22 protein-coding genes and 1 pseudogene are annotated in these 25,894 nt (G+C 63.1%); 7 read left to right on the top strand and 16 right to left on the bottom strand.

What is annotated here, in order from left to right; all coding sequences use genetic code 11:
- Nucleotides 1-3 precede the first annotated feature (3 nt).
- The gene (locus ACQR3T_RS10215; protein ID WP_032401683.1) at nt 4-612 is read left to right on the top strand and encodes a YqgE/AlgH family protein; all 609 of its coding nucleotides are present in this window, start codon (nt 4-6) and stop codon (nt 610-612) included.
- Nucleotides 613-716: 104 nt separating this feature from the next.
- Here the strand turns inward: ACQR3T_RS10215 and ACQR3T_RS10210 are convergent, their stop codons facing one another.
- From ACQR3T_RS10210 to ACQR3T_RS10195, 4 genes are read right to left on the bottom strand one after another with little or no spacing between them, the layout of a single operon-like run.
- The gene (locus ACQR3T_RS10210) at nt 717-2,078 is read right to left on the bottom strand and encodes a glutamate decarboxylase (RefSeq protein WP_428693316.1); all 1,362 of its coding nucleotides are present in this window, start codon (nt 2,076-2,078) and stop codon (nt 717-719) included.
- Nucleotides 2,079-2,112: 34 nt separating this feature from the next.
- A complete protein-coding gene (locus ACQR3T_RS10205) occupies nt 2,113-3,114 on the bottom strand; it encodes a bile acid:sodium symporter family protein (protein WP_428693315.1) in 1,002 nt (333 codons plus the stop codon).
- A 9-nt stretch (nt 3,115-3,123) separates the two neighbouring features.
- Complete coding sequence (locus tag ACQR3T_RS10200; RefSeq protein ID WP_428693314.1) at nt 3,124-4,104, bottom strand: DUF1648 domain-containing protein; 981 nt, start codon at nt 4,102-4,104, stop codon at nt 3,124-3,126.
- A 4-nt stretch (nt 4,105-4,108) separates the two neighbouring features.
- A complete protein-coding gene (locus ACQR3T_RS10195; protein WP_428693904.1) occupies nt 4,109-4,513 on the bottom strand; it encodes an SdpI family protein in 405 nt (134 codons plus the stop codon).
- A gap of 68 nt (nt 4,514-4,581) precedes the next feature.
- On the opposite strand from ACQR3T_RS10195, the gene leuS reads away from it, so the two are divergent.
- Nucleotides 4,582-7,404, top strand: a complete 2,823-nt coding sequence (gene leuS, locus ACQR3T_RS10190; RefSeq protein ID WP_428693313.1) for a leucine--tRNA ligase — start codon at nt 4,582-4,584, stop codon at nt 7,402-7,404.
- 352 nt (nt 7,405-7,756) lie between these two features.
- On the top strand, nt 7,757-8,443 hold the full coding sequence (locus ACQR3T_RS10185) for a hypothetical protein (protein WP_428693312.1): 687 nt from the start codon (nt 7,757-7,759) through the stop codon (nt 8,441-8,443).
- A gap of 7 nt (nt 8,444-8,450) precedes the next feature.
- Here ACQR3T_RS10185 and ACQR3T_RS10180 read toward each other — a convergent pair whose 3' ends face one another.
- Nucleotides 8,451-8,876: a pyridoxamine 5'-phosphate oxidase family protein gene (locus tag ACQR3T_RS10180; RefSeq protein WP_428693311.1), complete on the bottom strand. Its 426-nt coding sequence runs from the start codon at nt 8,874-8,876 to the stop codon at nt 8,451-8,453.
- A gap of 88 nt (nt 8,877-8,964) precedes the next feature.
- On the opposite strand from ACQR3T_RS10180, the gene ACQR3T_RS10175 reads away from it, so the two are divergent.
- Together ACQR3T_RS10175 and ACQR3T_RS10170 are read left to right on the top strand one after the other, a co-directional pair.
- Complete coding sequence (locus tag ACQR3T_RS10175; RefSeq protein WP_428693310.1) at nt 8,965-9,690, top strand: molybdopterin-dependent oxidoreductase; 726 nt, start codon at nt 8,965-8,967, stop codon at nt 9,688-9,690.
- The gene (locus tag ACQR3T_RS10170) at nt 9,674-10,282 is read left to right on the top strand and encodes a cytochrome b/b6 domain-containing protein (RefSeq protein ID WP_428693309.1); all 609 of its coding nucleotides are present in this window, start codon (nt 9,674-9,676) and stop codon (nt 10,280-10,282) included. Before ACQR3T_RS10175 ends, ACQR3T_RS10170 begins: the two co-directional genes overlap by 17 nt.
- Nucleotides 10,283-10,288: 6 nt before the next feature.
- Here ACQR3T_RS10170 and ACQR3T_RS10165 read toward each other — a convergent pair whose 3' ends face one another.
- From ACQR3T_RS10165 to ACQR3T_RS10155, 3 genes are all read right to left on the bottom strand, one after another.
- A complete protein-coding gene (locus ACQR3T_RS10165) occupies nt 10,289-11,713 on the bottom strand; it encodes a phenylacetate--CoA ligase family protein (protein ID WP_428693308.1) in 1,425 nt (474 codons plus the stop codon).
- Nucleotides 11,714-11,841: 128 nt separating this feature from the next.
- Nucleotides 11,842-13,716, bottom strand: a complete 1,875-nt coding sequence (locus ACQR3T_RS10160) for a hypothetical protein (RefSeq protein WP_428693307.1) — start codon at nt 13,714-13,716, stop codon at nt 11,842-11,844.
- A gap of 46 nt (nt 13,717-13,762) precedes the next feature.
- A complete protein-coding gene (locus ACQR3T_RS10155; protein ID WP_155293217.1) occupies nt 13,763-14,950 on the bottom strand; it encodes a TetR family transcriptional regulator in 1,188 nt (395 codons plus the stop codon).
- A gap of 284 nt (nt 14,951-15,234) precedes the next feature.
- Between ACQR3T_RS10155 and ACQR3T_RS10150 the strand changes: the two genes are divergently transcribed.
- On the top strand, nt 15,235-15,609 hold the full coding sequence (locus ACQR3T_RS10150; protein WP_428693306.1) for a helix-turn-helix transcriptional regulator: 375 nt from the start codon (nt 15,235-15,237) through the stop codon (nt 15,607-15,609).
- 800 nt (nt 15,610-16,409) lie between these two features.
- On the opposite strand, the gene ACQR3T_RS10145 is transcribed toward ACQR3T_RS10150, so the two are convergent.
- A complete protein-coding gene (locus tag ACQR3T_RS10145) occupies nt 16,410-17,417 on the bottom strand; it encodes an ABC transporter substrate-binding protein (protein ID WP_428693305.1) in 1,008 nt (335 codons plus the stop codon).
- Nucleotides 17,414-17,785: pseudogene (locus ACQR3T_RS10140) on the bottom strand (ABC transporter ATP-binding protein); the annotation flags it as partial. The gene ACQR3T_RS10145 and the pseudogene ACQR3T_RS10140, both read right to left, overlap by 4 nt.
- A 122-nt stretch (nt 17,786-17,907) precedes the next feature.
- Between ACQR3T_RS10140 and ACQR3T_RS10135 the strand changes: the two are divergent.
- Complete coding sequence (locus ACQR3T_RS10135) at nt 17,908-18,582, top strand: rhomboid family intramembrane serine protease (RefSeq protein ID WP_428693304.1); 675 nt, start codon at nt 17,908-17,910, stop codon at nt 18,580-18,582.
- A 429-nt stretch (nt 18,583-19,011) separates the two neighbouring features.
- Here the strand turns inward: ACQR3T_RS10135 and ACQR3T_RS10130 are convergent, their stop codons facing one another.
- From ACQR3T_RS10130 to ACQR3T_RS10105, 6 genes are all read right to left on the bottom strand, one after another.
- Nucleotides 19,012-19,509, bottom strand: a complete 498-nt coding sequence (locus ACQR3T_RS10130; RefSeq protein WP_135044836.1) for a hypothetical protein — start codon at nt 19,507-19,509, stop codon at nt 19,012-19,014.
- A 724-nt stretch (nt 19,510-20,233) separates the two neighbouring features.
- Nucleotides 20,234-20,857 carry a response regulator gene (locus ACQR3T_RS10125; protein WP_135044838.1) on the bottom strand — a complete coding sequence of 208 codons (624 nt, stop codon included), beginning with the start codon at nt 20,855-20,857 and terminating at the stop codon, nt 20,234-20,236.
- The gene (locus tag ACQR3T_RS10120; protein ID WP_135044840.1) at nt 20,854-22,047 is read right to left on the bottom strand and encodes a sensor histidine kinase; all 1,194 of its coding nucleotides are present in this window, start codon (nt 22,045-22,047) and stop codon (nt 20,854-20,856) included. Before ACQR3T_RS10120 ends, ACQR3T_RS10125 begins: the two co-directional genes overlap by 4 nt.
- Nucleotides 22,048-22,097: 50 nt before the next feature.
- A complete protein-coding gene (locus tag ACQR3T_RS10115) occupies nt 22,098-22,892 on the bottom strand; it encodes an ABC transporter permease (protein WP_428693303.1) in 795 nt (264 codons plus the stop codon).
- Entirely contained in the window at nt 22,889-23,800 is a 912-nt protein-coding gene (locus ACQR3T_RS10110) for an ABC transporter ATP-binding protein (RefSeq protein WP_135044843.1), read from the bottom strand. The genes ACQR3T_RS10115 and ACQR3T_RS10110 overlap by 4 nt, the downstream gene beginning before the upstream one ends.
- Before the next feature lie 868 nt (nt 23,801-24,668).
- Nucleotides 24,669-25,844: an integrase gene (locus ACQR3T_RS10105; protein ID WP_428693302.1), complete on the bottom strand. Its 1,176-nt coding sequence runs from the start codon at nt 25,842-25,844 to the stop codon at nt 24,669-24,671.
- Between the last annotated feature and the right edge of the window lie 50 nt (nt 25,845-25,894).

Below are 25,894 nucleotides of genomic sequence, written 5' to 3'. Positions count from 1 at the left end.
TACGTGGCAACGCATGCGGAGGAACCCGAGGACCAGACGGCGTCGGCGTTGCGCGATGTCCGGCCCGGCAGTCTGTTGGTGTCGTCGATCGAGCTCGTCGAGCCCACGTTTCGACGCACTGTCATCTACATCATCGAACACAACGATGCCGGCAGCCTCGGTGTCGTCATCAATCGTCCCAGTGAGACGGCCGTGCAGAACGTGCTCCCCGACTGGTCCGAGCTGGCCGCCAAGCCGCAGGCGCTGTACGTCGGTGGTCCGGTCAAGCGCGATTCGGCTCTGTGCCTGGCGACGCTGCGGACCGGGGTCTCGATCGACGGCGTTCCCGGACTGCGGCGCGTCGACGGCCGAGTGGTGATGGTCGATCTCGATTCCGATCCCGCCGATATCGCCCCACTGATCGAGGGTGTGCGGGTGTTCGCCGGCTACTCGGGCTGGACATTCGGGCAACTCGAAGGCGAACTGGACCGCGAGGACTGGATGGTGTTGTCTGCCTTGCCATCCGATGTGATCGGCCCGCCGCGAATCGATCTGTGGGCACACGTGTTGCGTCGTCAGCCGATGCCGTTGGCGTTGCTCGCGTCCCATCCGATCGACGTCGACCGGAACTGAGCGGCTGCGCCGCACGTGCGCGGCAGTGCCTTCGGGTCGTTCCGCAGGCTCCACTCCCGCCTCGTAGCAGGGGTCGACTTTCCGATCACATGCGGCGGAGCCGCTCAGTGAGCGAAGGCCTGCGCGCTCGAATGTCCGCCTGACTTCAGGCCATCGATCACCTCGTCGAGGGCAATGCACAGCATGCGCCCCAGGTCTGCGCTGAAGCCTTCTCGGACCACGATTCTGAGTACCGCGACGTCGGTTGCGTTGTCGGGCATCGTGTATGCCGGTACCTGCCAGCCGCGGGCGCGTAACTCGTGGGACACGTCGAAGACGGTGAATTCGCAGTGGTCCTTCAGCATGAAGGAGAGCACCGGAATGGCCGATCCGTTGGTGATCACCTCGATGTCCGGATGCTTCTCGAGGTGTCGGCTGACGCGAACAGCGGTGTCGCGCAGTGCTTTCATGATGTCGGTGTAGCCGGAGCGGCCCAGACGCAGGAAGTTGTAGTACTGACCGATCACCTGGTTGCCCGGCCTGGAGAAGTTCAGTGTGAAGGTGGGCATGTCGCCGCCGAGGTAGTTCACGCGGAACACCAGGTCTTCGGGGAGGTCTTCCTTGGTTCGCCAGACGGCGAATCCGATTCCCGGATAGGTCAATCCGTACTTGTGCCCACTGGCATTGATGGACTTGACCCGAGGTAACCGAAAGTCCCATTCGAGTTCCGGATACAGAAACGGAACGACGAAGCCGCCGCTGGCCGCGTCGACATGGACCGGTACGTCCGGCCCGCCGCCGTCGGCGATCTCGTCGAGTGCAGCGCAGATTTCCTGGACCGGTTCGAGTTCTCCGGTGAACGTGGTGCCGAGGATCGCGACGACGCCGATGGTGTTCTCGTCCACCGCGTCGCGAACCTGTTCCGGGGTGATGACGTAGCGACCGCGCTCGACCGGAAGGTACTTGGGCTCCACGTCGAAGTAGCGGCAGAATTTCTCCCACACCACCTGAACATTGCTGCCCAACACCAGGTTCGGAGTGCCGGTGCCGGCTCCCTTGGCTCGCCAGCGCCACTTGAGCGCCAAGCCGGCCAACATGACGGCCTCACTGGATCCGATGGTCGAGACCCCGGTGGCCGACGACGGGTCCTCGCGGTCGAGTCCGGGCGCGTGGAACAGATCGGCGACGATGTTGACGCACCGTTCCTCGATGGCTGCGGTGGACGGATATTCGTCCTTGTCGATCATGTTCTTGTCGAACGTCTCCGCCATGAGCTTCTCGGCCTGGGGATCCATCCAGGTGGTGACGAACGTCGCCAGATTGAGGCGCGAGCTACCGTCGAGCATCAGTTCGTCGTGGATGTAGCGGTAGGCCGCGTCGGGGTCGAGTTGTTCCTCGGGAAGGCGCAGTGCGGGAACAGGATTGGTGGCGAGTCGGCCTGTGTAGGCCGCCGAGACGACACCGTCGGTGTGAAGTTTCCTGGTCATCGTCTTCTCCCCATTGCCTCGAGTGACACCCAATCTAGTCCGCCGCGGAGGCCGCCGGGCTCGGTTCCGATTCCGGTCGCCGAGCGAATCGCTGAGCGATCACGGTGCACACCATCAGCTGGATCTGGTGGAAGAGCAACAACGGCAACACGATCAGTCCGACGGGTTGTCCGACGAACAGCACCGCGGCCATCGGCAGGCCGCTCGCCAGGCTCTTCTTGGACCCGCAGAACAGCAGCACCAGTCGATCCTCGAGGGGAAAGCCGAACCATTTGCCCGCGTACCAGGTGATCGTCAGCACGACGGCGAGCAGCACAGCGCACACCGCGACCACGATGGCGATGCGCCACACCGCCACCGAGGACCACACGTGCTGGTTCATCGACTCGCTGAATGCGGCGAAGACGACCAACAGGATCGAGCCTCGGTCGACGAGCTTCGTCGGCGCGCTGTGCCGGGTGAGCCATCCCGTCACCCATGGCCGGATCAACTGACCGACGGCGAACGGCAGCAACAGCTGGAGCACGATGTCGAGGATCGAGCTCGGATCGATGCTCACCGATCCGGTGGTGGTCATCAACGCGATCACCAGCAGCGGGGTGACGAACACTCCGATGATGTTGGAGAACGACGCGCTCACCACGGCGCCGGCGACGTTGCCGCGGGCGATGGAGGTGAAGGCAATCGAGGACTGCACCGTCGAGGGAACGAGGCAGAGAAACAGCACTCCCGTGTAGAGGTCGTCGCTGATCAATCCGGGTTCGAGTATTCGCAGAGCCAGGCCGAGCGCGGGGAACAGCAGATAGGTCGACGCCAGGATCACCGAGTGCAGCCGCCAGTGCTTGATGCCGTCCCAAGCGTCTCGAGGCGACAACCTTGCACCGTAGATGAGGAACAGCAGCGCAATGGCGATCCGGGTGACCCAGCCCAGCACATCCTCGGCCGTGCCGGTCGCCGGGAAGAGACTCGCCAGTACCGCCACTGCGAAGATGCTCAGCAAGAAGGGATCCAGCACGGTATCCCGCAACAACTTCACTCGGCTAACTTAATCCACCGTTGCGGTTCGAGTGCGGGCGGTCAAGGTGTTCAGGGTGCCTGCGATCGTGTCGGCCTGGTCGGAACCGATGGTGAGCCGGTCACCGTTGGCGAAGGTGACGAAGGCCGCGGGGCCGGCTTCGGTAGCGACGGCGTAGTTCCCGCGCCCCTTGGCCCGCAGACCCCAACCGCCGAAGTCCTTACCCGGATCGACAGTCCGCACCGAGGCACCGGTGATCTCGTCGATGTCGTAGTCGAATGCCGCCATGCCCAGGCTGGACACGTAGAGCCCGTCGCTGTCGATGTGCACGGTGAAGCGCAGCAGCGACAGAATCAGAATCGTCAGCGGGACGAAGAGAAAGATCGGCCACGGCGAGCTGGTCAGATAACACGTCAACCCGGCTCCGGCCAGAGAGATCACTACGACGGTGATCCCGGCGACGCGACTGGCACCGACGCGGACCACCAGGGGTAGCTCGGGATTGCAGCGCGGGAGATCGGCATGCGGCGCAGAGGTGGCGACCACGCGTTCGCGGTGGTCGCGCAGCCTGGAAGCACCGAACAGCCCAGCGGCGAATCCGATGACGGTGCCCATCGCGATGGCCCAGCCCGGGATGGTGACGCTCTGGCCGGACGAGAGGTCCAACTCCCGCGTCAGGGTCGCAATCTGGAGAACACCGATCATGCCGACGACGGTGAGTCCGATGACGAGCATCGTTCGGCGCATGATCAGCAGCACCCGAGCCAGCGACGCGACGGCGCTGCACCCGCCCCCCACCAGCACGATCACGATCGCAAGTGTCCAGGCATTGGAGAGTGGATCGGCGAGGTCGTCCGGTTCGGTGCCGCTGAAGTGCGTGGCGACCTGGTCCGGTAGTCGGCCCTGCCACAGGTAGGCCAGGACGAGAACCAGGGCAGCGACGACGAGTGGTCCGAGAACACCGAAGACCACTCCAGCGGGGTCGAACGTGCGCGCAGCTCTCGTTTTCATCTGCTCAGCTCGGCTGGCAGGCGTCCTTGAGGCTGCACGAGATGCACGAGCTTCCGCATCCGTCCGCCTCGGCGGGTGGCGGGACGGCCGCTGCGGCGCGGGCCCCGATGGATCCGCCGGCCGCAGCGATGAACAGAGCGGCCACGAGGGCAACGACGACTGCGACGACGGCCGATACTCCACTCAACGCAACCGCCGCCACTGCGCCGAGGACCAGCACCAGAGCCGATGCCGCGGTGGTCGGCCCGGCGACGCGATTGGCGAGAACGAACGTCTCGTCGTCGCGCATGGCCTCGGTGGTGCGAACACCGGCGAAACGGTTACGCGGGAGCCGACCCAGCAGCGACAGCGCAGCGACAGCGCCGACGACGAGGGCGAGCACGAACAACACAACCGAGACGATGACCACCTCGCCAGGATACGGCGCAGCGAGGTCCTGGTACCAGGCGGGCCGCGTCACACTTTAGGCTGGTCGACGTGACCGATTCCGTTGACGCATCCACCGAGTCCGTTCCCGAACACCGCTATACCGCGGAGCTCGCCGGACAGATCGAGGAGCAGTGGCAGGACCTGTGGGAGACCCAGGGCACCTTCGACGCGCCCAACCCGGTCGGCACGCTCGCCGGAGACGTCCCGAAAGACAAGCTGTTCGTCCAGGACATGTTCCCGTATCCGTCGGGCAGCGGCCTGCACGTCGGCCATCCCCTCGGTTACATCGCCACCGACGTCTTCGCGCGCTACCACCGCATGCAGGGCCGCAACGTGCTGCACGCGCTGGGGTACGACGCGTTCGGTCTGCCCGCCGAGCAGTACGCCGTGCAGACCGGCACGCACCCGCGCAGCACCACCGAGGACAACATCGTCAACATGCGGCGCCAGTTGCGACGTCTGGGCCTCGGGCACGATCGTCGACGGTCCCTGGCGACGACGGACGTCGACTTCTACCACTGGACGCAGTGGATCTTTCTGCAGATCTTCAACTCGTGGTTCGACACGGACGTCGGCAAGGCGCGGCCCATCGCGGAACTGGATGCGGCCTTCGCCTCGGGTGAGCGGACTTTGGACGACGGCCGCTCCTGGGAGTCGCTGACCGTCGGCGAGCGCCGTGCGGTGATCGACGGCTTCCGTCTGGTGTACGAGTCCAACTCGATGGTCAATTGGTGCCCCGGTCTGGGTACGGTGCTGGCCAACGAAGAGGTCACCGCCGACGGCCGCAGCGATCGCGGTAACTTCCCGGTCTTCCGGAAGAACTTGCGGCAGTGGATGATGCGCATCACGGCATACTCCGACCGCCTGGTCGACGACCTCGAGTACCTGGATTGGCCCGAGAAGGTCAAGACGATGCAGCGCAACTGGATCGGACGCTCCCGCGGTGCGCAGGTCTCGTTCTCCGGCATCGAGGTGTTCACCACTCGCCCCGACACCCTGTTCGGCGCGAGCTACGTGGTGCTCGCGCCCGAGCACGATCTGGTCGACGGGCTGATCGCTCCCGAGTGGCCGGCGGACGTTTCCGACAAGTGGACCGGCGGTGCCGCGACTCCCGCGAAAGCCGTTGCGGCATACCGGGCGTCGATCGCCGCCAAGTCCGATCTGGAGCGGCAGGAGAACAAGGAGAAGACCGGCGTCTTCATCGGCGCCTACGCGACGAACCCGGTCAACGGCGAGCAGGTGCCGGTGTTCATCGCCGATTACGTGCTGACGGGCTACGGTACCGGTGCGATCATGGCCGTACCCGGCCACGACGCCCGTGACTGGGAATTTGCGACAACTTTCGGTCTGCCTGTGCAAGAGGTCATTTCGGGCGGCGACGTTACCGAGGCAGCGTACGTGGGCGACGGTGCGCTGGTGAACTCCGACTTCCTCGACGGCCTGCCGGTCGACGAGGCCAAGGCCGCCGTCATCGCACGTCTGGAGGCGGACGGCACCGGCCGCGGCACGATTCAGTACAAGCTGCGCGACTGGCTGTTCGCGCGCCAGCGGTACTGGGGTGAGCCCTTCCCGATCGTCTGGGACGCCGAGGGCAACCCGCACGGCTTGCCGGATTCCGCTCTGCCGGTCGAACTTCCGGAGATCGAGAACTACGCCCCGGTGTCGTTCGATCCGAACGACGCCAGCTCCGAGCCGTCCCCACCACTGGCCAAGGCCGACGAATGGGTCAACGTCGAGCTCGATCTGGGTGACGGACTGCAGACCTACACCCGCGACACCAACGTCATGCCGCAGTGGGCCGGCAGCTCCTGGTACCAGCTGCGCTACGTCGACCCCACCAACTCCGAGGCCTTCGCGGACCCGGAGAACGAAAAGTACTGGGTCGGACCGCGTCCGGAGATCCACGGACCCAACGATCCGGGTGGGGTCGATCTCTACGTGGGTGGCGTCGAGCATGCGGTGTTGCACCTGCTGTACTCGCGCTTCTGGCACAAGGTGTTGTTCGATCTGGGTCACGTCAGCTCGAGCGAGCCGTACCGCCGGTTGTACAACCAGGGCTACATCCAGGCCTACGCCTACACCGACGCGCGTGGGGTCTACGTGCCCGCGGCCGAGGTGATCGAACGCGACGGCGGTTACTTCTACCAGGACCAGCCCGTCAACCGTGAGTACGGGAAAATGGGTAAGTCACTGAAGAACTCGGTCTCCCCCGACGAGATCTTCGCCGAGTACGGTGCCGACACCCTGCGGTTCTACGAGATGTCGATGGGGCCGCTGGACACCTCGCGGCCGTGGGCGACGAAGGACGTCGTCGGCGCGCAGCGGTTCTTGCAGCGCGTCTGGCGACTGGTGCTCGACGAGGTGACCGGCGAGGTCCGCGTCACCGATGCCAAGCCCACCGAGGACACGCTGCGAGTGCTCAACCGAGTGATCGACGGCGTGCACGCGGATTACGCTGCGCTGCGCGACAATACGGCCGGTGCCAAGTTGATCGAGCTGACCAACCACATCACCAAGGCCTACCCCGACGGTGCCCCGCGCGGGGTCGTCGAGCCGCTGATCCTGATGCTGGCTCCTTTGGCTCCGCACCTGTCGGAGGAGCTGTGGGGCAAGCTCGGTCACGAGAAGTCGTTGGCGCACGGGCCATTCCCGCGCGTGGAGAAGAAGTGGCTCGTCGCTGATACCGTCGACTACCCCATCCAGGTCAACGGCAAGGTACGCAGCCGCATCACCGTCTCTGCCGATGCAACGAAGGACGACGTCGAAAAGACGGCTCTGGCGGACGAGAAAATCGCGGCCTTGCTCGACGGCAAGGCCCCGACCAAGATCATCGTGATCCCGGGTCGAATGGTCAACATCGTCCTGAAGTAGTGCGCCTCCGGCGCAGTGGTGCGGTTGAGTGCCCTCAGGGCTCCTGTTCGCACCACTGCGGCGGAGCAGCACTGCCAGCGCAGCGGCTGCGGCCGCAGCGATGAGGCCGACCACCCAGGGAACGTTCGAACATGGGCACATCCTCCGCCGAGCTCGAAGTTATGGATGAAAATCGCTCAGTATTCGTCCATAACTTCGAGTTCGGCGTCGCGTCGGGTGCGTCACCGGGTACCTCTCCGCGTAGCCGCAGCGAGTCCGTACTCTCGCGAAATACCACTTGGTTCGTTATGGTTCATCGCAGGCAACCGGGGGGTGACTGCCCGGCCTCCACTACCCACGGAAGGACGGACTCATGCACGGTCCAGGCAACTACGGCTATCAGCCACCACCGGTTGCGTATCCGCCGCAGCCACCGCGTCCTCAGCCTCGGATGTCACCGCGGCCGAGCGTCGTGTCGATCGTGATACTCGTCGTGGGGTGCGTGATCGGTCTCGGTTTGCGACTCGCGATGGGGCCTCTCGGCAGCACCTCCCTCCACCTTCTCGCAGCGAATACGATTCCGTCTCTCGCGTTGGCCGTGTTCTGTGTGCTTCAGCCCGTTGCTCCGGTCCGACGCATCGTTGCCGTTGCTGCGTTGAGCATTTCGGTCTTGATTTCGGTGATTGCGGAGTTGGGGCCGGTCTACTTCGGCATCAGCGACTACGTGGTCTATGCGGCGTTGCTGTCCATCATCGTGATGGTGCCTGCCGTACTTGCGTGGGTTCTGGTCCGACGCCGCTCACTGGTGACCTTGGTGGTGGTCGCGATTTCCGCAGTGGTGGGGTCGGTATTTCAGCTTTTCGCCCACTGGTTGATGTTGGACGCATTCAATTCTCGAGCGACGCCCGCGGTTCTCGATGTTGTGCTGTTGGTGAGTATCGCGGTGCCGGCGTGGATTGCCGTCGGTATCGATGCGGTAATAGGTCCGAAGAGGAACAACCCCGTCGCGCCGACCTACAACCGTCCTCCTCCGGGATACGGACCGCCGTTCACACGGTGATCGGCGGTCAGATGGCCCCGAGATCGGCCGACAGCCAATGCTCCGGTTGCAGGTAGAACACCACGTTTTCTTCGTGTTCGCTGTTCGCCATCTCGAGGTAGCCGTCGACCTTCTCCGGGGGTAGGTAGCGCGCTGCCATGGCGCGCAGAAGCTCCGGCGTGTTGGGCTCTTCGCGTACGACCGGCCCATCGACGGACACGTATCTGATCGTCGGATTCGACTGTTCGACCATGAGAGTGAATCGACCTGCTGCCCTGATCAATTGGGCCTTCTGCGACGTTCTGCCGGTGAGGACCCACGCGTCACCGCCCGGGGTGTAGTCGTACCAGATGGGGACGGTGAGCGGCCCCCGATCCGGACCCGCAGCGACGGACAAGGCGGCGATCCGAGACTCGGCCAGAAATTCTTCGCGTTCTGCCTTCGACAGTGCCATGTTTCCACGGTAGGACTTCCGGCGTCGAACATCCAGACTTCGAGCATCGCCAGGTGACGGATCGGCGTCGAGCGTGGACAGTGGAGGGATGCCGATCGACGAACGAGAGATCCCGGGTAGTCCCGTGGGTCGCCGAGTCGTGCTCGGCCTGTTGGCAGCCGGTGCCGCGGGCATCGTGGGCGGCGGGGCGATCCAGAAGGGTCTCGCTTCCGTACTCGGTCCGATCGGTAACCACGACCCGACGGGATTGATCGGGCTGATTCCCGTCGGGAACAACTTTCGGTTCTATTCGGTGACGCAGGGCGCGCCGCGCAAGGACGAGAACTCCTATGCCCTGACGGTGGGCGGTTCCGTCGACACACCGCGCACGTTCACGCTGCAGGACCTCCGTTCGATGCCGCAGACGTCGTTGGTACGTGACTTCCAGTGCGTCACGGGATGGCGAGTACCCGAAGTTGGTTGGAGCGGAGTGCGATTGGTCGATATTCTCGATGCCGTCGGACCCACCGCGTCGGCGAACTCGCTTCGCTTCACCTCGTTCGACGGGACCTACACGGAGAGTCTGACGCTCGAGCAGGCGCGTTCGGACGACGTCCTGGTTGCGCTGACGATGTTGGACGATCCGGTGACCCACGACCACGGTGGGCCCGTTCGACTGTTCGTGGCCTCGATGTACGGCTACAAGAGCATCAAGTGGCTCGGCGGGATCGAGCTCACCGACAACGTGGTGCCGGGTTATTGGGAGAATCGCGGATACGACATCGACGCATACGTCGGCGAATCGAACGGGCGTCGCGATGACCCAACGGGCTGAGCTCGCTCGCTTCGGACGGGTCGAACGATACGTGCACTGGGCCGTCGGGATTCTGGTGATCGTCTGCATCGTCACCGCTGCGATCCTGTACATCGGGTCGCTCGCAGTGCTGGTGGGGCACCGCCCGATTGTGGAGTTCGTGCACGTGTGGTCTGGTTTCCTCCTTCCGGTTCCGTTGGTCGCCGGTGCGATATCGAGGGGCTACCGACGGGACATGGCGCGCCTCAACAGATTCGTCGACGACGACTGGAAGTGGTTGCGTTCCAAGGCCCGTCGCCTCGGGGCGGTGGGGGTCGGTAAGTTCAACGCCGGTCAGAAGCTGAACGGCGCGCTCAGCGGTGGGTCGATTCTCGTGCTGCTGCTGACCGGTGCGGTGATGTACTTCCAGAACTGGAGCCCGCTGAACTGGCGAATCGGCGCGACCTTCGTACACGATTGGTTCGCACTGGGATTCGGCCTGCTGGTGGTCGGGCACATCACGTACGCGTGGAAAGACACCGAGGCCATGCGCGGGATGACCGAGGGAGTCGTCACGCGAGAGTGGGCCCGGCGCGAGCATCCGGAATGGGTGGACGAGAACCGAGATGGCTGACGGTTGCTAGTCGATCGACTTCTGCTTTCCTCCGGTGACGAAGCCGGCGGAGCGGAACGGGCGCAGGCGTACGACGGGTTCTGCGTCGTGACCCTTCTGGTCGTGCACGATGCGGTATTCCGCGCTCAATTGCCGCAGGCTGGCGATGGACAGCTGCCGGAGTTGTTCGGCAGTATCGGGATCGGATTCCAGTGTGGGCCGAAGCTCGGCGTCGAGCGTCAATGTCTGGCGCTGGTCGCTGTCGGTCTCGCAGCGAGCGATGAACCGTCCCGTCAATCGTGTTGCCAGAGAGATGTGTTCGACGGCCGGTCGGAAGTAGTCGGGATAGATGTTGACGGCACTGTAGATGGCGGCGACGTCGGTACGGCCGAACACCAACAGGTAGTGAGCATTCGGGTCGATGTCTTCAGCGAGAGCGGAATACCCGGCATCGACGAGGCGGTCGCGGACTTCGCTACCGACGAGCGTGTGGCCCCTGTCGTTCACGCGGTAGCGAACCAGTGGCAGCACTCCACCCACGGTGAAGAGTAAGTACCCGTCGGAATCGACTTCGATGTAGGTGAACTCGGGTCGATACTGCACGAATGCGGGTTGTTGCACGACATCTTCATCGGCGTACTCGGTGCCGAATATCGCGCCGTTCAAGGCCGAATCCTCAGCTGCCGCCGAACGTATGGCAGTCGTGGCTGCCGTTTCATAGCCGACGAATCCAACGTCGGTTGCCCCGTAGACCACACGTACCCGGTCTCCGTCGGGGTCGCCGAGCATGCCGTGGACGAGGGATCGCCACGCCTCGCTGACGGGTTCACCCCCGACGATGATCACGACGTCGTGCCGTCGAAGCAGTTCTCCATGGGTGTCGAGGAGGTCCCGGGCGATCGGGGGGTACGCGAAGATCACGATCTGCTGATAACCATCTGCGGCCTCGGACACCACCTCGGCAATGACGTCGGGATCCATACCGGGGGTCGCTATCGAGAGCCGATGGCCTCGCTTTCGGAGTTCGAGCAACATGGCGTACATGAAGGCACCTCCGATGTACGGACCGAGTGGGAACGTCACGAGTGCGAGGGTCGTTCTGTGTTCGGTGTCGGCGCATTCCCGCAGCACGTGCCCGAACATCGCTGCTCCGTGATCGGTGCTTCGCTGTCCGCGTGACCAGAAGGTCGGGGTTCCCGACGACCCTGCGCTGCTCGCGATGGTCTCGACCTCTTCGGGTCCGCCGGCCTGCAGATCGGAGAGGATGTTGGTTCTTCGGTAGGTGTCCTTCGAGGTGGTCGGCAATCGAGCGAGGTCGGTCATCGTTGCGATCGCGTCGATCTCGATTCCGTGCTCGGCGAGCAGACGGCGATACGCGGGTACCGAGAGTGCGATGGACTGGACGAGCCGAAGAGCTGTGTGTGTCGGGTCGTGCCGATCTGCCTGGTTCATGGCCTGACCTTTCGATCATGTCCACCGCCGGCCGGGCGGTGAACGGGAATCACGTTGGGGGACCCTGTGATCCGATCGCGCGGGGTGCGTGTTCGAGTTCTCGAGAAACTCGGAACTGGCGACGAACATCATCGACCTGCGGATCCGCCCTGCCCATCCCTGGCATGGCGGGCATCGTCCGCCGCCTGAGTCGCGGCCGCATAGGCGTCGTGCAAACGTGTGAGGTCGAAGCGCTCGCCGATGGTGTCCCCGTGGGCATCGATGTCGGCGCAGAGCTTTCTTCCGGGTGCACTCCAACTCGAACCGGCTTTCAACCGATAGAACGCAGATCGGGAAATGCTGAACAAGATACGGCCGAGATGATCGTCGTCCTTGCTGCCGGCTGCGCGTCGAATCGCACGGTAGGCCTCGTCCGTGGCACGTTCGAGATCACGCCGCCGTGCCTCCACGCGGTGCAGAGCGCGAACGAGGCGCTCTTGGTACGTGGTGAGTTCGTCAGGCTCCCGCGAATCCGACGGGTGAACCGAGCTGTCGTGAGGCGACAGTATTTCGTGAAAAGTACCTGTTCCTGTTCCCCTGGGAACGATGTCGAGCCGGTTGCCGAAATCTCGTGCACGCTCGGCGAATTGCCGCGAATCCAGCAAGGGCAGCGTCGTCAGGTATCGACGCAGCCGGACATCGGCGACCGCAGCGAACATGTCCGTGGTGAGCTCGAGTATCGCAGGATGATGCGCCCACGCGGTCATGGCAATCGAGATGGGATACGGGAGCCCGGTGCGGATGAGGGTCTGACAGCTCGCGCGGACAGCGGGTCTGGCCAGTAGATCTGCTCCCAGGATGATCAAGGTTTGTTCGACCACGGCACCGACGAACAGATCGTCGGGCGTCTGTGCAACACGAGCGATCAATCGCGGCAGTTCGTCTTCGGCCCCCCTGTTGGCAAGCCCCTTGGCGGCGGCGAACTCGAAGAACGTTTGATGGAGAAACCGGGCACGATTGTCGGTTGTGACCAGTACGCCGCGCCGGGTCAGTGCCCGTACATGTCTGCGCAGGACCACGTCGTCGTACGTATGGTCCGCCGATGCCGCGACCTGCGCCGCGCGTCGAACGACGACGTCGACGGGTGGTTCGGGTGTTCCCAACGCGAGCATGGCAATCGCCAGAAACCCGGCACTGGCCGACAGGTCATCAGAGTCCTCAGCCGGTACCTCCGGTCCGGAGCGGTGATCGCTGACGATGCGACGAGACCAGAACAGGTTGTAGAGGCCGGTGACGTCGAGTTCGAGCTGAGGAAAATGTGGTGCCGACAGCGAGAAGAGCAGTCTGAGCAGCAAGGGGCTGGTGCACACGTCGTCGACGAGAGCACCGCGGGCCAGGGCGGACTGGATCGCCGTCACCGGATTCGGTGGCATCACCGAGTCGTCGGCGATGAATTCGACGGTCAATGCCTCGATTGCGGTCGGAAGTTCCGAGTTCGAAGAGAACGGCCCGAGGGTGATCTTGTGCCCCAGGTTCGTGGGAAGGCTTTGTCCTTCGAGCGGCCTGGTCGTCAGAACCACGGGGACTGCCGTCCGAGCGAGCACTGTGACCAGGTCGATGATGTCGTGGCGAGCAGAGCGGCTGTGCAGCATCAGGTCCGCGGAATCGAGCAGCAGTATTGCGCCGGGTCGACCGGTTACGGCGGAGATGATCTCGGCGGTCGAGGCTGTACGAATGCCGTCGTCGCCGGGATGGAGCCAGGTGGCAGAGACCAGTAACGGATGGAGCCCCTGCTCCTGTAGCGCTCGGTGGAGCGACCACAGCAGTGTCGACTTTCCGTGCCCGGCTCCACCGACGACTATCTGTGGCTCGGATCCTTGGACCGTGCGTCGAAGTAACGCGGCCTCGATATCGCGACTCACATACCAGGTGCCGTCGTCTCCGGATCCCACTTCGATGTCGTCGAGCAGGTGCTGCGACAGTCGTGACAATCGATCCCAGTGCATGGGATCGATTTCGGTCACACTCACCTCGCCACGCCGCAAGCATGGGCGCGGTGGTGCGGCACCCTTATGGGGTCCTAGTTGCGATGCCGGGCATGAGCAGGCGGAGAACGCCGTCGACAACGTCGATCGCCGTTTCGGTCGGCCGCGTCAGGCATCGAAACAGGACGTTGTTGGTCAGCATGATTGCAGCCTCGATCGTCGGTGCTTCATCGCTGAACACGCCCGCTTCGCGTCCCCGTTCGAGGATCGGGACCACGGCAGATGGAAGGTAGAGGTTTTCCAGAACTGTGGTCACGGTGTTGGGTTGCTGAAACTGCTCGAAGCTCAAGGCGAGCAGCATCCCGGAACTCATGGCACGGTTGTCGATCACGAATTCCCCAACTTCGATCAGGGTGCGGCGCAATGCGATTGCAGGTTCGATGCCGAGGCGCTCGTCGGCTCGACGTAGTCGCAGGACGCGATCGAATTTCGGTTTCAGCGCGGCGACGATGATGTCGACTTTGCTCGGGAACAGCCGTCGAAGGTCGTCGGCTCGGAGGCGTGCGGCCGCCGCGATATCGGCGAGGGTGACGAGAAAGTATCCGTTGTCGACGAACAGAGCCTCCGTTGCGGCGATCACGTCGGCCTCGAGGTCTGGCCGTAGAGCGTCGGAGTCGTCGAAAGGGTATGCCGGTTCGGGGTCGGGTGTCTGTCGATCGGAATGCAGTGGATCGATCGCCCACCGCAGGATCGAGGTGGTCGCTGCAGCGATGTCGTCCCCGGAGAAGGACCCGGGAGTCAGCATCTCTCGGAGTGCGAGTCCGTCCAGCAGAGCTCCGAGGACGGTAGAGAGGGAGGTCAGTGACATTGGTTGGCGGACGGACCCGCCCTGAGCTTGAATCGCCTGACCCACCTTGGTGCGCAGGTCTGCATCCAGTCGCTCGAATTCTGGAGTGACCGCCTTGCGGGCCCCGTCGTGGTCCGAAGCCAGCAAGGTGGCGATCAGGCGCCGCCGCATCAGGCCGGAGGTCAGGTCCTCGAACAGGGCGGATACCGGTGCGGCCGCGTCTCGCAGCCCGGCAGGTGGATCGGTGGGTGCAGTGCCGCTGTAATTCACGGTGAGGTTGTCGAGCAGATCCGCCACAAACGCTTCTTTGCCGCCGGAACCTCCGCTACGAGAGTTGCCGGGGTACGTGTTGTGGAATGTTTGATGCGACAGCCCAGCACCGTCGACTACCGCCGAGATGGACAGCGACCGGGCGAGATCGGTCATGTCCACTTCGCTCAGGAGCCGGTATCCGGCGTGGAGAAATTGCTCACGCGGGACAGACCTAGGGTTCAACGTCAACCGCCTTCACTGGACTTCACAGCACCTGAATAGATCACGAACTATAGCAATTCAGTGGTCGAGCCCGCACGGTTTAGTTCAGACTACATCCCGGTGTAGACGACACACTCAAATGGACATTCTTCTCGAATTGGTTTGTGTTGCAGAGGGTTCAACGCCCGTGGTCCGATGTACATCGGCCTCAAGGCCGGTATCTCGAGGAGGATCAGATGGTGTTGATCGATCATCGACCCCAAGTGCAGACCCGAGTCGCAGTGCCCAGGACTGTGCGCAACCCCCTCGGCCCGAGGCCGCCCGTCACGCGCACTGCTCTTGCGCCGGGGCGCATCCTTGGCCAACGACCAGCGCCGGTCTACGCGTCACCCGGGCTGACCGAGCGCGAGGTCGTAGTCCTGAAGGTCTGGTTGGACTGCGACTCCAAAGTCGAGGTCGGTGCACGCCTCCACATCGCGCTGGGAACCGTCAACACCCACCTGACCCGAATTCGGGACAAATACTCCCGCGTCGGCCGGGCTGCGCCGACGAAGGCGACACTCGTCGCCCGGGCCCTGCAAGACGGGATAGTGAAACTCGACGACCTCTGAGCGACGGATGGGGTGGTTGTAGGCGAACTCGAGACGTGGACGGTGCGCTTACGACAGTTACCGCACCGTCAAGATATCTTGACGGTTTCTGTCATGCTGCACACGACGGCTCGGCCTAGGCCGAACTACTGATCGAACAGCAGTTTCAGTTGCGCAACAGCGTCTGCATGCTTACCGTCAATGTCGAAGTCCTTTGCCTTTCGTACCCTTGTTACCGCCGTCGTCAATTTGGAGATAGCCTCGTCACGCTTAGAACCCGACGACGTTGCGTTGAAGCGCGATCCGAGGCCTGTCGGGTCGTTCATTGAAGCGACGGACAGGACACCGGTAGGAAAGTCCGCACCCTGAGCTTATTTTCGACGCTGCTCGAAGCAGTGCGAAGCGAGAGACGCCGGAATCTCGGCAAGCCCAGGTCCTCCGTTGCAGAGCCAACCTGCGATCTCTTCCTTCATTCCTGCCCCCCAGAACGAAACCAAGCCACGTTGGTCGGCCACCGGTTCGATGTCCGCATCTGGATGGGGCAACCACGACAACGTTCGATCGTTCGCATGGTCCAAGGCACTCGGTGACGCGAAAGTTAGCGACACCATCGACCAGGTGACGCAAACTCTCGAGTTCGGCGTCGTGGTCGATGTCCGGATGCTTGTCGCTAGTGCCGCAGCAGCATCCGCGGCATACGATGACTGTCGGTCTGGATCGATCCAATGCCACTGTGTCCATCTCCTATCCACATGCAGCGTTTCGAGTCGCTCCGATGTACCGGTCACCAAGGTAAAAAGCGTCGCGTGCCGCGATCGCTGTTACAGACCCTTCGACCGCAAAAAATCCGCGACGAAAGTCACCGCCTGCGGGTTGCGTGGGCCTTCGACGAGCGCCGCGTAGGGAAGGGCCGTGATGTTGTTCTCGCGGACCGCGGTCGTACCCGACATCAGCGGATGTTGCCGTAGCTGTTCGATTTTCGCCTCGACGGTCTCCCCCGCGCCGGAGTTGTAGTCGACGATGACGATCGCTTGCGGGTCGCGCTGAGCTGCGGCCTCCCAGGAGGCGGTGGTCCACGAGTTGTCGATGTCGTCGAAGATGTTGCTGCCGCCGGCTTCTCGGAAGATCTGCGATGGGGCTGCTGTACGGCCGGAGGTGAACGGTTCCGGGGTCGCACTGTCGAACAGGAACATTCGTGCCGGATCCTGCCCGGCCGGTGCTGTTGCGTTCGCTTCCGCAACTTGTTCGCGGTACCCGGCGACGAGATCGTCGGCGCGGTCACGGACGTCGAAGATATCGCCGAGGTTCTCGATATCGGCGTACAGCGCGTCGAGCGGGTCCATGATTCCGCGCTGCGTGGTGCCGGGTTGACGGCATGCCTCTGTGAGCTGATACGGGGTGGCACCGATGCTGCGCACCCAGTCCGGTGTCAGACCGGTCGATTCCTTGTATCCGTAGTTCCAGCCGGCGAAGACGAAGTCCGGATTCGCGGCCTGGACCGCCTCACTGGTGAAGGTGTCACCGATATCGGGTGTGGCCTCGAAATCGACTTTCCAGGGCGAGGATTCGATGTCCCCGTCCTTCGATGCTTGCGCGGAGAAGCCGACGACTCGGTCTGCCAGGCCGAGCGCGAACATCATCTCGGTGATTCCGGTGTCGTTGGTGACCACGCGCTTCGGAACGCCATCAACGGTCAACGGCTCATCGCAGTTGGCGACGGTGACGGCCGCGCCGCCTGGTTCTGCTGCGGTCTCCACCTCTGCGCCGCAGGCGCTCAGCGCCAGGGTGGTTGCAGCGATCGGCACCCAGTTCCGTCTCGGATGTGTCATCGGTACTCCTTCTCGTCGAAAATAATCTGGGGGACGCCCAGTCGGGGGTGAGTGATGATGTGGCCACCGATCTCGAACCAGCGCCGCAGAACGTCGGCAGTGAGGACCTCGGCGGGGGTGCCCGAGCACACCAGCCGCCCGGCACCGAGCACGAACAGCTGGTCGCAGTACTGGGCTGCGAGGTTGAGGTCGTGCAGGGCAGCGACGACGGTGACACCGAGCTTTTTCGCGGCGGAGAGCACAGCATATTGATGGTGGACGTCGAGATGGTTGGTCGGCTCGTCCAGTACCAGCACCTTCGGTTCCTGCGCGAACGCGCGTGCGATCAGAACTCGTTGCCGCTCCCCGCCGGACAGTGAGAGAAAGCTTGGCTCTGTGCGGCGTGCGTCGCCAACTGCTCGAACCTCCACCCCCGCCCGATCCTATCGAGCCTGCGAGCGTTTCGTCTGATGTCGTTGCGCGCGCGCGAGATGTGGTTCAGGCTGCAACAGTGACTACATCGGGTGGCGGGGGCTTGAACGCGCTGGCGTATGCCGTCGTGATCTTCGCGGTGTTCCGTGGGGTCGACACCGTCATCGACGCCGGTGCCTTGATGCGCAGGCCGCACCGATCTGCGCTTGTCCTGTGGTCGATGGTCGCGGTTCCGTCCATTGCGCAGTTCGCTGTGCCGGCCATATACGACGCACTCTCCCGGCAACCGGATGCGATCCGCGACGGTCATGAGTGGTGGCGACTGATCACCTCGGCCTACGTTCAGGACGGTGGGGTATTCGGGACGGTCACCAACCTCGTCGTGTTGTACATCGTCGCAGCGCTCGCAGTTCCGCTGTGGGGCGGGCTGAGGACGGGAGGACTGTTCGTGTTCGCGACGGCGGCATTCGATCTGCCTGCCGTCTACCTATATCCGTCTGCAGGAGGGGGGAACTCGGGCGCGACGTTCTTCTTGGCCACGTCTGTACTGAGCATGCTTCTCGTGCGTGGCCTGACCCGAGGGGTCGTGGTCGCATCGGGCGTAGCAGTGATCGTCGGTGCCGGTCTCGTGGTAACGGGCGACGCTCACGGGCTCGCATTCACCGGCGGGTTCATCGTCGGACTCGCCCTCGCCGCCGTGACGCACCCCTCCGCAACGTCGGCAGGGAGCGCCACCCGGCCCGAACGAAGATGAACACCGATGCAGCTCACCGTTTACAGCACTGAGGTCTGCTTGTTCTGATTCGACAGTGCCCAGACGAGGAAATGGCACCGGCATCCGGCTCGATCGGCATGGTCCGGACCGTCGGGATAGGCGCGGACCGTGCGAGCGACGTGACACGCTACCCACGATGAGTCGAACGGACCTGTGCGGAGCAACCAGCGATCAAAGATGGGCCCCGAAAAGAGTTCGGTGGCGGCGTCAGGATCGGATACCTTGTCACGTCGAAGGCGATCCGATATGCCACTGAATTGCGGCCGGAGGAGAAGATCTCGGAATTGCGCGGCACGGTCCTCGCTCGACTGCATCTCTGCGGTGACCGATACGTCTCTATTGCAGATGCTCAAAGCACCCACGATGCCCCGCCACTCAGGAAGTGGCGGAGTATCGTGCGCTTCGGTGTCAGAACCCGAATGCTGATCCAGTGGGGAGGCAAACCGATCCGATGCAACCTGGCGCTTCAGGTGCGACCGGGACTACGAGTGTCGTCGGTTCGCCGTAGCTGTCGTCGCCGGTGTTGTACTTCGTACCGTCCAGAACTCCCGAGTTCTGAAAGCACACCCAGTCGATGGAGTAGGTGCCGGCAGGCACGGACATGTCGACGACCGTGATTGCGTTGGGTGTGTCGCTGGATGCGTACGCGTTGCCAACCAGTACGAAATTGCGTTCTCCGCCGGCGTCACTGATGACATTGTTGTCGACCATCATGCAGTAGGCCGGCGCGTTTTCTCCCGTTGCGGTGAATGTTCCGGTGACAGTGCTGTCCCCTCCCCCTCTGTTGGGTGTAGCGGTGAAGACGGCGGCGACGTCGCCGGGTGCTGCCGAGGCGGGTGTAGCGGCGAGGAAGACAATAGGTATCGCGGCTGCGGCCGCGAGGGCGGCGGTTGTGGTCTTGCGCATCTGGGTGGCTACTTTCGTTTATGTGGTCCCGACCCGCCGGTCTGATGGTGCCATGACCACCCTGTACTCGCGCCGCAACCGAAAAAATGGGCTTCGGTTTGCCGCAAATCTATGTGGTGAGATCGTTGTTGTCGACGAAGTAACTACGCCGAATTTCGGCGCAGCGACCTGCCCTGAACTGCGCATACTTGCCTGGAAGCGATTAAGCAGGCTCCGGCCCGTCAGTGGATTTCAAATCTGCTGCTTTACTTGTCTATTCAAAACCAGCGAAGTTCACCGAAGTCCACGACACCCGCCGGAACTCGTCGGCTGGCAGAAATTTTCGGATCCACATGGACTCTGGTGCCCCCAGTCGGACTCGAACCGACACTGTGCGGATTCTAAGTCCCTAGAAGTGGATTTACCTGAACTACTCTGGACTCTATATTTGTTTATTTGCAACGCTTTTCGTACATCACCGTCCGAACCGGTCCATGCACGAACGAAGCTCATCCGGTGTATTGCTTCGAGATCGACTTCGCCCGAGAAGTACCGGTACATCCCCGCCATAGGAGTAAGCATCGAGATCAGTCGTGCCGAGCGTTCTGCGACCGGGCCGCTGAGGACATGGTCGATACCAGCATGTGTGTCCAGAACCGTGATGGTCATGCCCTGAAGCTAGACGCTTACGTTACGTCAGGCTCAAATCAACAGCTTCCGAGGCGGGGGCGGGCGGGTATGCCGGTCAGCCGAGAAGCCCGCGTTCGTATGCCACTCGAACTGCTGCGGCTCGGTCGCGAACCCCGAGTTTGGAGTAGATGTGCAGCAGATGGGTCTTGACCGTGGCTTCACTGATCACGAGAGCCTGCGCAACGGTGCGGTTGGTGCCGCCGAGGGCGATTCTTTTCAGAACTTCTACCTCGCGTCCGGTGAGATTTTCTACTGTGCGTCGAGCCAGCAAGCTATGCGCTGCACTCGGTGACAAGACACTGCGCCCGGCAGCGACATCGACGACGCCCGCGATCAGCTCCTGACGGCTCAGCGCTTTGAGAAGGTAGCCATCGGCGCCGGCATCGATGGCGGTGGCGATGTCTCGATCGGAGTCGAAGGTGGTCAATACCAGGATCTTTGGACGATCTGCGTTGCGTCGCCGCAGATCGGTGATGGTCGGGACGCCGTCGCCGTCGGGCATCCGAAGATCGATCAGCAGTACGTCCGGGTCATGACGAGCGACGAGAGCGAACGCTTCCGGACCGGACGATGCTTCTGCGACCACCCGAATGCTGCTGTCGGTGGACAACATTCCCCTCACGCCGTCTCGCACGATGGGATGGTCGTCGGCGATCAGGACGGTGATGTCGGTATTCATGCTGGAACCACCACACTGATCAGGCAACCTCCGCTGACCTGCGTCGTGACGTCCACGGTGCCTCCCGACGCTGCCACCCGTTCTCGCATGCCTCTGAGGCCGTTTCCTTCTCGGACGTGGCGCAGCTCGAATCCCTGCCCGTCGTCCTGGATGTCGAGAAGTACGCCCTCGTCTACGTAGGACAGACGGACGTCGACCGATTTCGCCTCGGCATGGCGGAATACGTTCGACAGCGCTTCTTGGCAAATGCGGAGCAGGTCCTGATCCATATCGGTGGGTACCGGATCTCCGTCGACGCGAACGTGCGCGCGCACGTCGTGGACTGTGGCCCACGCTCGGACCAACTCGTCGAGGGCAGACGGCAGCGGCTGGGCGTCGAGCATCGGTGAACGCAAGGCGTAGACGGCCCGACGCGCCTCTCCCAGTCCCGAGCGGGCAAGTGTCTTGGCTGTCTCCACGCGCGGTTTCCACTCGGTGTCGCCGTCGATGGCTTCGAGTTGGCTGACGATGGCCACGAGATCCTGCGCGACGGTGTCATGGATCTCGCGAGAGAGCCGGGCTCGTTCCTCGAGGACACCACGTTCTCGAGCGCGCTGCAGAAGCTGTTCTTGGAGTTCGGTATTCCGCAGTTGGGCGGCTTCGAGTGCGCGCACCGCAGCTTCTCTTTCTTCGACTATTCGATCGCGTCGGCTGCCTACCCAGGTGAACGCGAAGACAAGACCGGTGTTGATAGCGGCCAGCAACACGAATGCGGGCCACGAATTCGGGACCTGTCCAATTCCGCCGATCTGAGCGGATGCGGACAGAGCGGCATTCGCGAACACGGCAACCCAGAATGCTGCGCCGGAGAACATCAAAAGCGCGGTCAGATACCCGGTAACCACGTAGACGCCGTAGAACGGACTGAGCCACACCAGTGCCGCATTGACCACGAACTGAACGAGGAAGATCGACACTCGCGCCGCATTCGACAACGCCGTCGAGCGGATCCACGAAAAATGCAGGGCGAAGGCGATGACGGACAGCCCGATCAGCTCGAGCAGGGGCCGTCCGCCTCCGATGAACCCGGAGAGAACGGTAATCGCCGCCGAGGCCACCAACAACCCACCAGGGATCACGATCAATAGAGCTGGGGGGATATCGAATCGATCCCAGCGGAGGGGGCGTGCGCTGCTGCGCTCGACACGCATGGGCTCAGTGTCGCACGCATTCGCGCCTCGATGCTGGCGTGTCGACACCGCTACTCCCAACGGAAGATGCGTACCGATACGACAGAGAGCACCACCATCCACGCGCCGAGTATCGCCAGATGCATCAGACCGGGCCAGCCGCCCTGCACGCTTTCTGTGAGCGCCGCGACTGCCGCGCCGCTGGGTGTGGCGTCCGAGACGTGGACCAGCCAGCCTGGCATGGCGGCGCGGGGAAGCCACAGCCCAGCGAAGAACTGCAGAACGAAGAACAGGACGGTGCCGACCGCCGTGGCCACTTTGTTATTCCTGATGGCACTCGCCAGCATCATGCCGATCGCGAGCATCGCACCCGCCGCGAACACGAAGGCGATCGTGACTCCCACCACGTTGCGGGGAAGCGGCGCACCGCACAGGGCGGGTAATAGCACCATAGCGGCCGCGACGACCAATTCGATGATCAAGGTCAGCGCAACGTGAACGAGGAGTAGCGCAGACGGTGATGCCGGAGTTGTTCGCAGACGTTTGAGCATTCCGGTTTCTCGATACTTGGTGAGTACGTCGGGAAGTATCTGCACGCTCAGTAGAACGGCCGAGAACATCACCAGAATGGGCTGATAGGCCGTGAACCAGCTGGACCCATCGAGGCCGTCGATCGGTGACCGCGTCGCAGGAATCGCGCCGAGGGCGATGGACGCGACGACCGGAATTGCAGCCACCCACGCGAGCAACGCCGCATTGCGCAACATCAATCGTGCCTCGGAAATGAACAGAGAGCTCAGGATCCGATGCGAGCGTACTGAATAGCTCTGTGCAGCAGTTGATTCGGATGTGTCGAGACCTGTCATCGGTCTGCCTTCCTGTCGGTGACGAGCGATACGAACGCGTCGTCGAGCGTGGGCTGATCCACTCGCACGTGTGCGGCCCTGACGCCGCGTGACCGCAATGCTGCGAGGACTTCGTCGAGAACGTCTTCATTTCCGGCAACGCGGATTTCGAGGCCGTGCTGATCGACGTCGGTAACCGAGGACAGAACCCGAAGATCCTCGACGTCCACCGGACCAGAAGGAATGAAGGACACGATCTGAGCACTGCCGCCGCGCGCAGCCAACTCCGCAGGCGACCCGAGAGCAGCTACAGTGCCGTCGGCGATGACAGCCACGCGGTCGCACAGACGCTGCGCCTCTTCCATGAAGTGGGAGACCAACAGCAGGGTCAGTCCGGTCGAGCGCAGATCCTCGAGAAGTGACCACACCTCGTGGCGGGCCTGCGGGTCGAGTCCGGTGGTGAGTTCGTCCAGGATGGCCACGCGAGGGCGCCCGACCAGTGCGATTCCGATCGCCAATCGCTGCTTCTGGCCGCCGGACAGATTGGCGAAGAACATTTTCCGGTGCTTCCCGAGGCCGAGTCGCTCGATCAACTCGTCCGTGTTCGCGGGCCTGTCGTAGAACGAGGCGAACAACTCCATTGCCTCGCCGACACGCATCTTGTCCGGCAGGACGGACTCCTGCAGTTGAATCCCTAGTATCTTCCGTAGCTCCAGGGGCTCTCGCCCCGGATCGTGACCAGCGACCCGGAGATGGCCCCCGTCGCGTACCCGAAGACCGCCGATACATTCGACCGTAGTGGACTTCCCGGCACCGTTCGGTCCGAGAATTCCGAAGATCTCGCCTTCGTCGACGGCAAACGACACGTCGTCGACGCCCCGACCTCCCGCATACCTTTTGCTCAGATGAGTTACCTCGATAATCGGCATGCATCTACAGTCGCCGAGAATGCGCACCGCTACATCAACCAAATGGTTACTGACGAATCAACCGATCGGTTGATGCCACCGTGGACGCGCGCCGGTTGCTCGGTGCTACCCGCCTCGAGCGGGATCCTCGCGAGGCACACTTTTCGAATGGAGGGTGAGCCGAATCGGTGGCCGGATGGTCCGAAGTGCATGCTGTTGTAACGAGTACGGTCGTAGCCCCGACAATGGTGAACTCGACGCCGGCCGAGCTTACACAGGCAGGGCACGCCGATCGCCGAGATCTCCCGCCCAGGTAGTCGATCTACGAATCGCGTTGGTTGCATACTGGTTCAGTGCGAGGGACCCGAAGTTTGTTCATTCCGCCGGTTGCCCGAGCGCCGCGAAGGCTGACACCGCACCTCCGGTCCGGGCTCCGACCGCCAGGCGCTCTACGAGGTAGATCCAATCAGCTGCCTGACAGGGCATTCGCCGCCAGCCAGGTCAGCAAACCGTCAAGGGCAGTGAAGGTGAAACCAAGACTTCGAGGCATCCAGACTGAGGACAGCGCCCGGAACCCAGCCGTCGTGGCGAGGGCAATAACCAACGGGGCCCTCCACACAAACAGGGACTGCCTACTGATCCGTCGCGATCGACTCAGAACCAATGCAAGCGCAGCGACGACCACGGTTGCCGACGCTACGACGATTACCGGAACCGCGGGGAACCGATGCGGACCGGGCGGAATCAGAAACGCCCAAATTGCCGTACCCAATGATGGTGGTACTCGTAGTGCGGAGTTCGACTCTGGACCGACCTAACGCGAGGTCTGCGGAATCGAACTGGTGTTCCAAACTGCGTTGCACGCGTAGACATTGCGCTTGTTTACTCGCTATAGCCCAATGTCGTTGACAGCGTTACCTATTAGAGGTGCGTGTTCACGTCGGTACACCTCGACCGAGTCAAGGCTGGCGTGGCCGGTCTGGCGGGCGATGGCAGATCCTTCGGCACCGTTTCGGGTGCCTTGAGTGACGAAGCCGGCGCGGAGCGAGTGTCCGCCGAGTTTGGATAGCGCGGCGGGGTCGTAGCCAGCGTGTTCAGCGCGGCGGCGGATGGTCTGGTGGATCGCAGCGCCCGAGAGTGCAGTGCTGCCAAGGTTGCCGTTCTTGGCGACGGCCCGGAGCAACGGCGATCGTGCGGCGGTGCGTGGCACTCCCCCACGGCACACATGTCCGTCAAAGGGTTCCCGTTTGCGCAGTAGCCGGATGATTGAGGGGCGGCCGCCGACATCGAACGCGGCGACCACCTGCACCCAGCGGACATACGCGCAGGGCGGGCACGTCTCGTGAGAGTCGGTGTACGGCAGAGCTTTCATCGCTCCCCTGCCCTCCTGGTCGGTCTTCGACTTCCGCAGCCGCACGTGCAGTCCGTCGTGCCGATGCATGATGACGTCTCCGCACACCAGCTCGGAGAGTTCGCTGCGGCGGTACGCACCGGCGAACCCGAGTAACAGGATCGCCGAGTCGCGGCGTTCCAAGACCTCATCTGCCCAACCTTTGCATTGTTTCCGCGCCGTCTCCACAAGCAGTTTGATGTCCTCGACCAGCAACGGGTCCCGCGGGGTGCGGGGTCGGTCCCCCGCTGCCGCATATTCTCGCCGGATCCCCGACAGTGTTGCGGTGACGAGTTCGTGTGCGCACGAAGATAGGTGGCCGGTGGTGCGGTGCTGGTGGTTGATCGCGGCGATCCAAGTGCCGAAGGTGGCGACGGCGTAGGCCCGCTCCCCTGTTTCGGTGCGGGTGTCTGCGGCGTCGACGAGGTATGCGGCGACGGTGATCGGGTGCGCCGGAAGTGTCACGTGACCATTCGTCTCGCACCACCTGGTGAACCGCCTCCACGCGGCCGCATAGGTCTTGCGGGTTCCTTCTGAGCGGGAGGACTGCACGGCGCTGGCGATCCGCTTCGCGACGGCGGGTGGAATGTGCGGCTCGACAGCCGTGGGCCTGCCTGCACCGGAGATGCCTGCGGAAGGGGTCACCACAGGTATTCGGCCTGACCGGAAGTCCATACCGGCAGCGTAGCGCAGGTCACCGGCACATCCGCAGAGCAAAACTGTGT

Source organism: Rhodococcus sp. IEGM1428, from assembly GCF_050321865.1.
Lineage (GTDB): Bacteria > Actinomycetota > Actinomycetes > Mycobacteriales > Mycobacteriaceae > Rhodococcoides.
The sequence above is the reverse complement of the archived record's forward strand: the minus strand, read 5'-3'. Positions and strand labels throughout refer to the sequence as shown.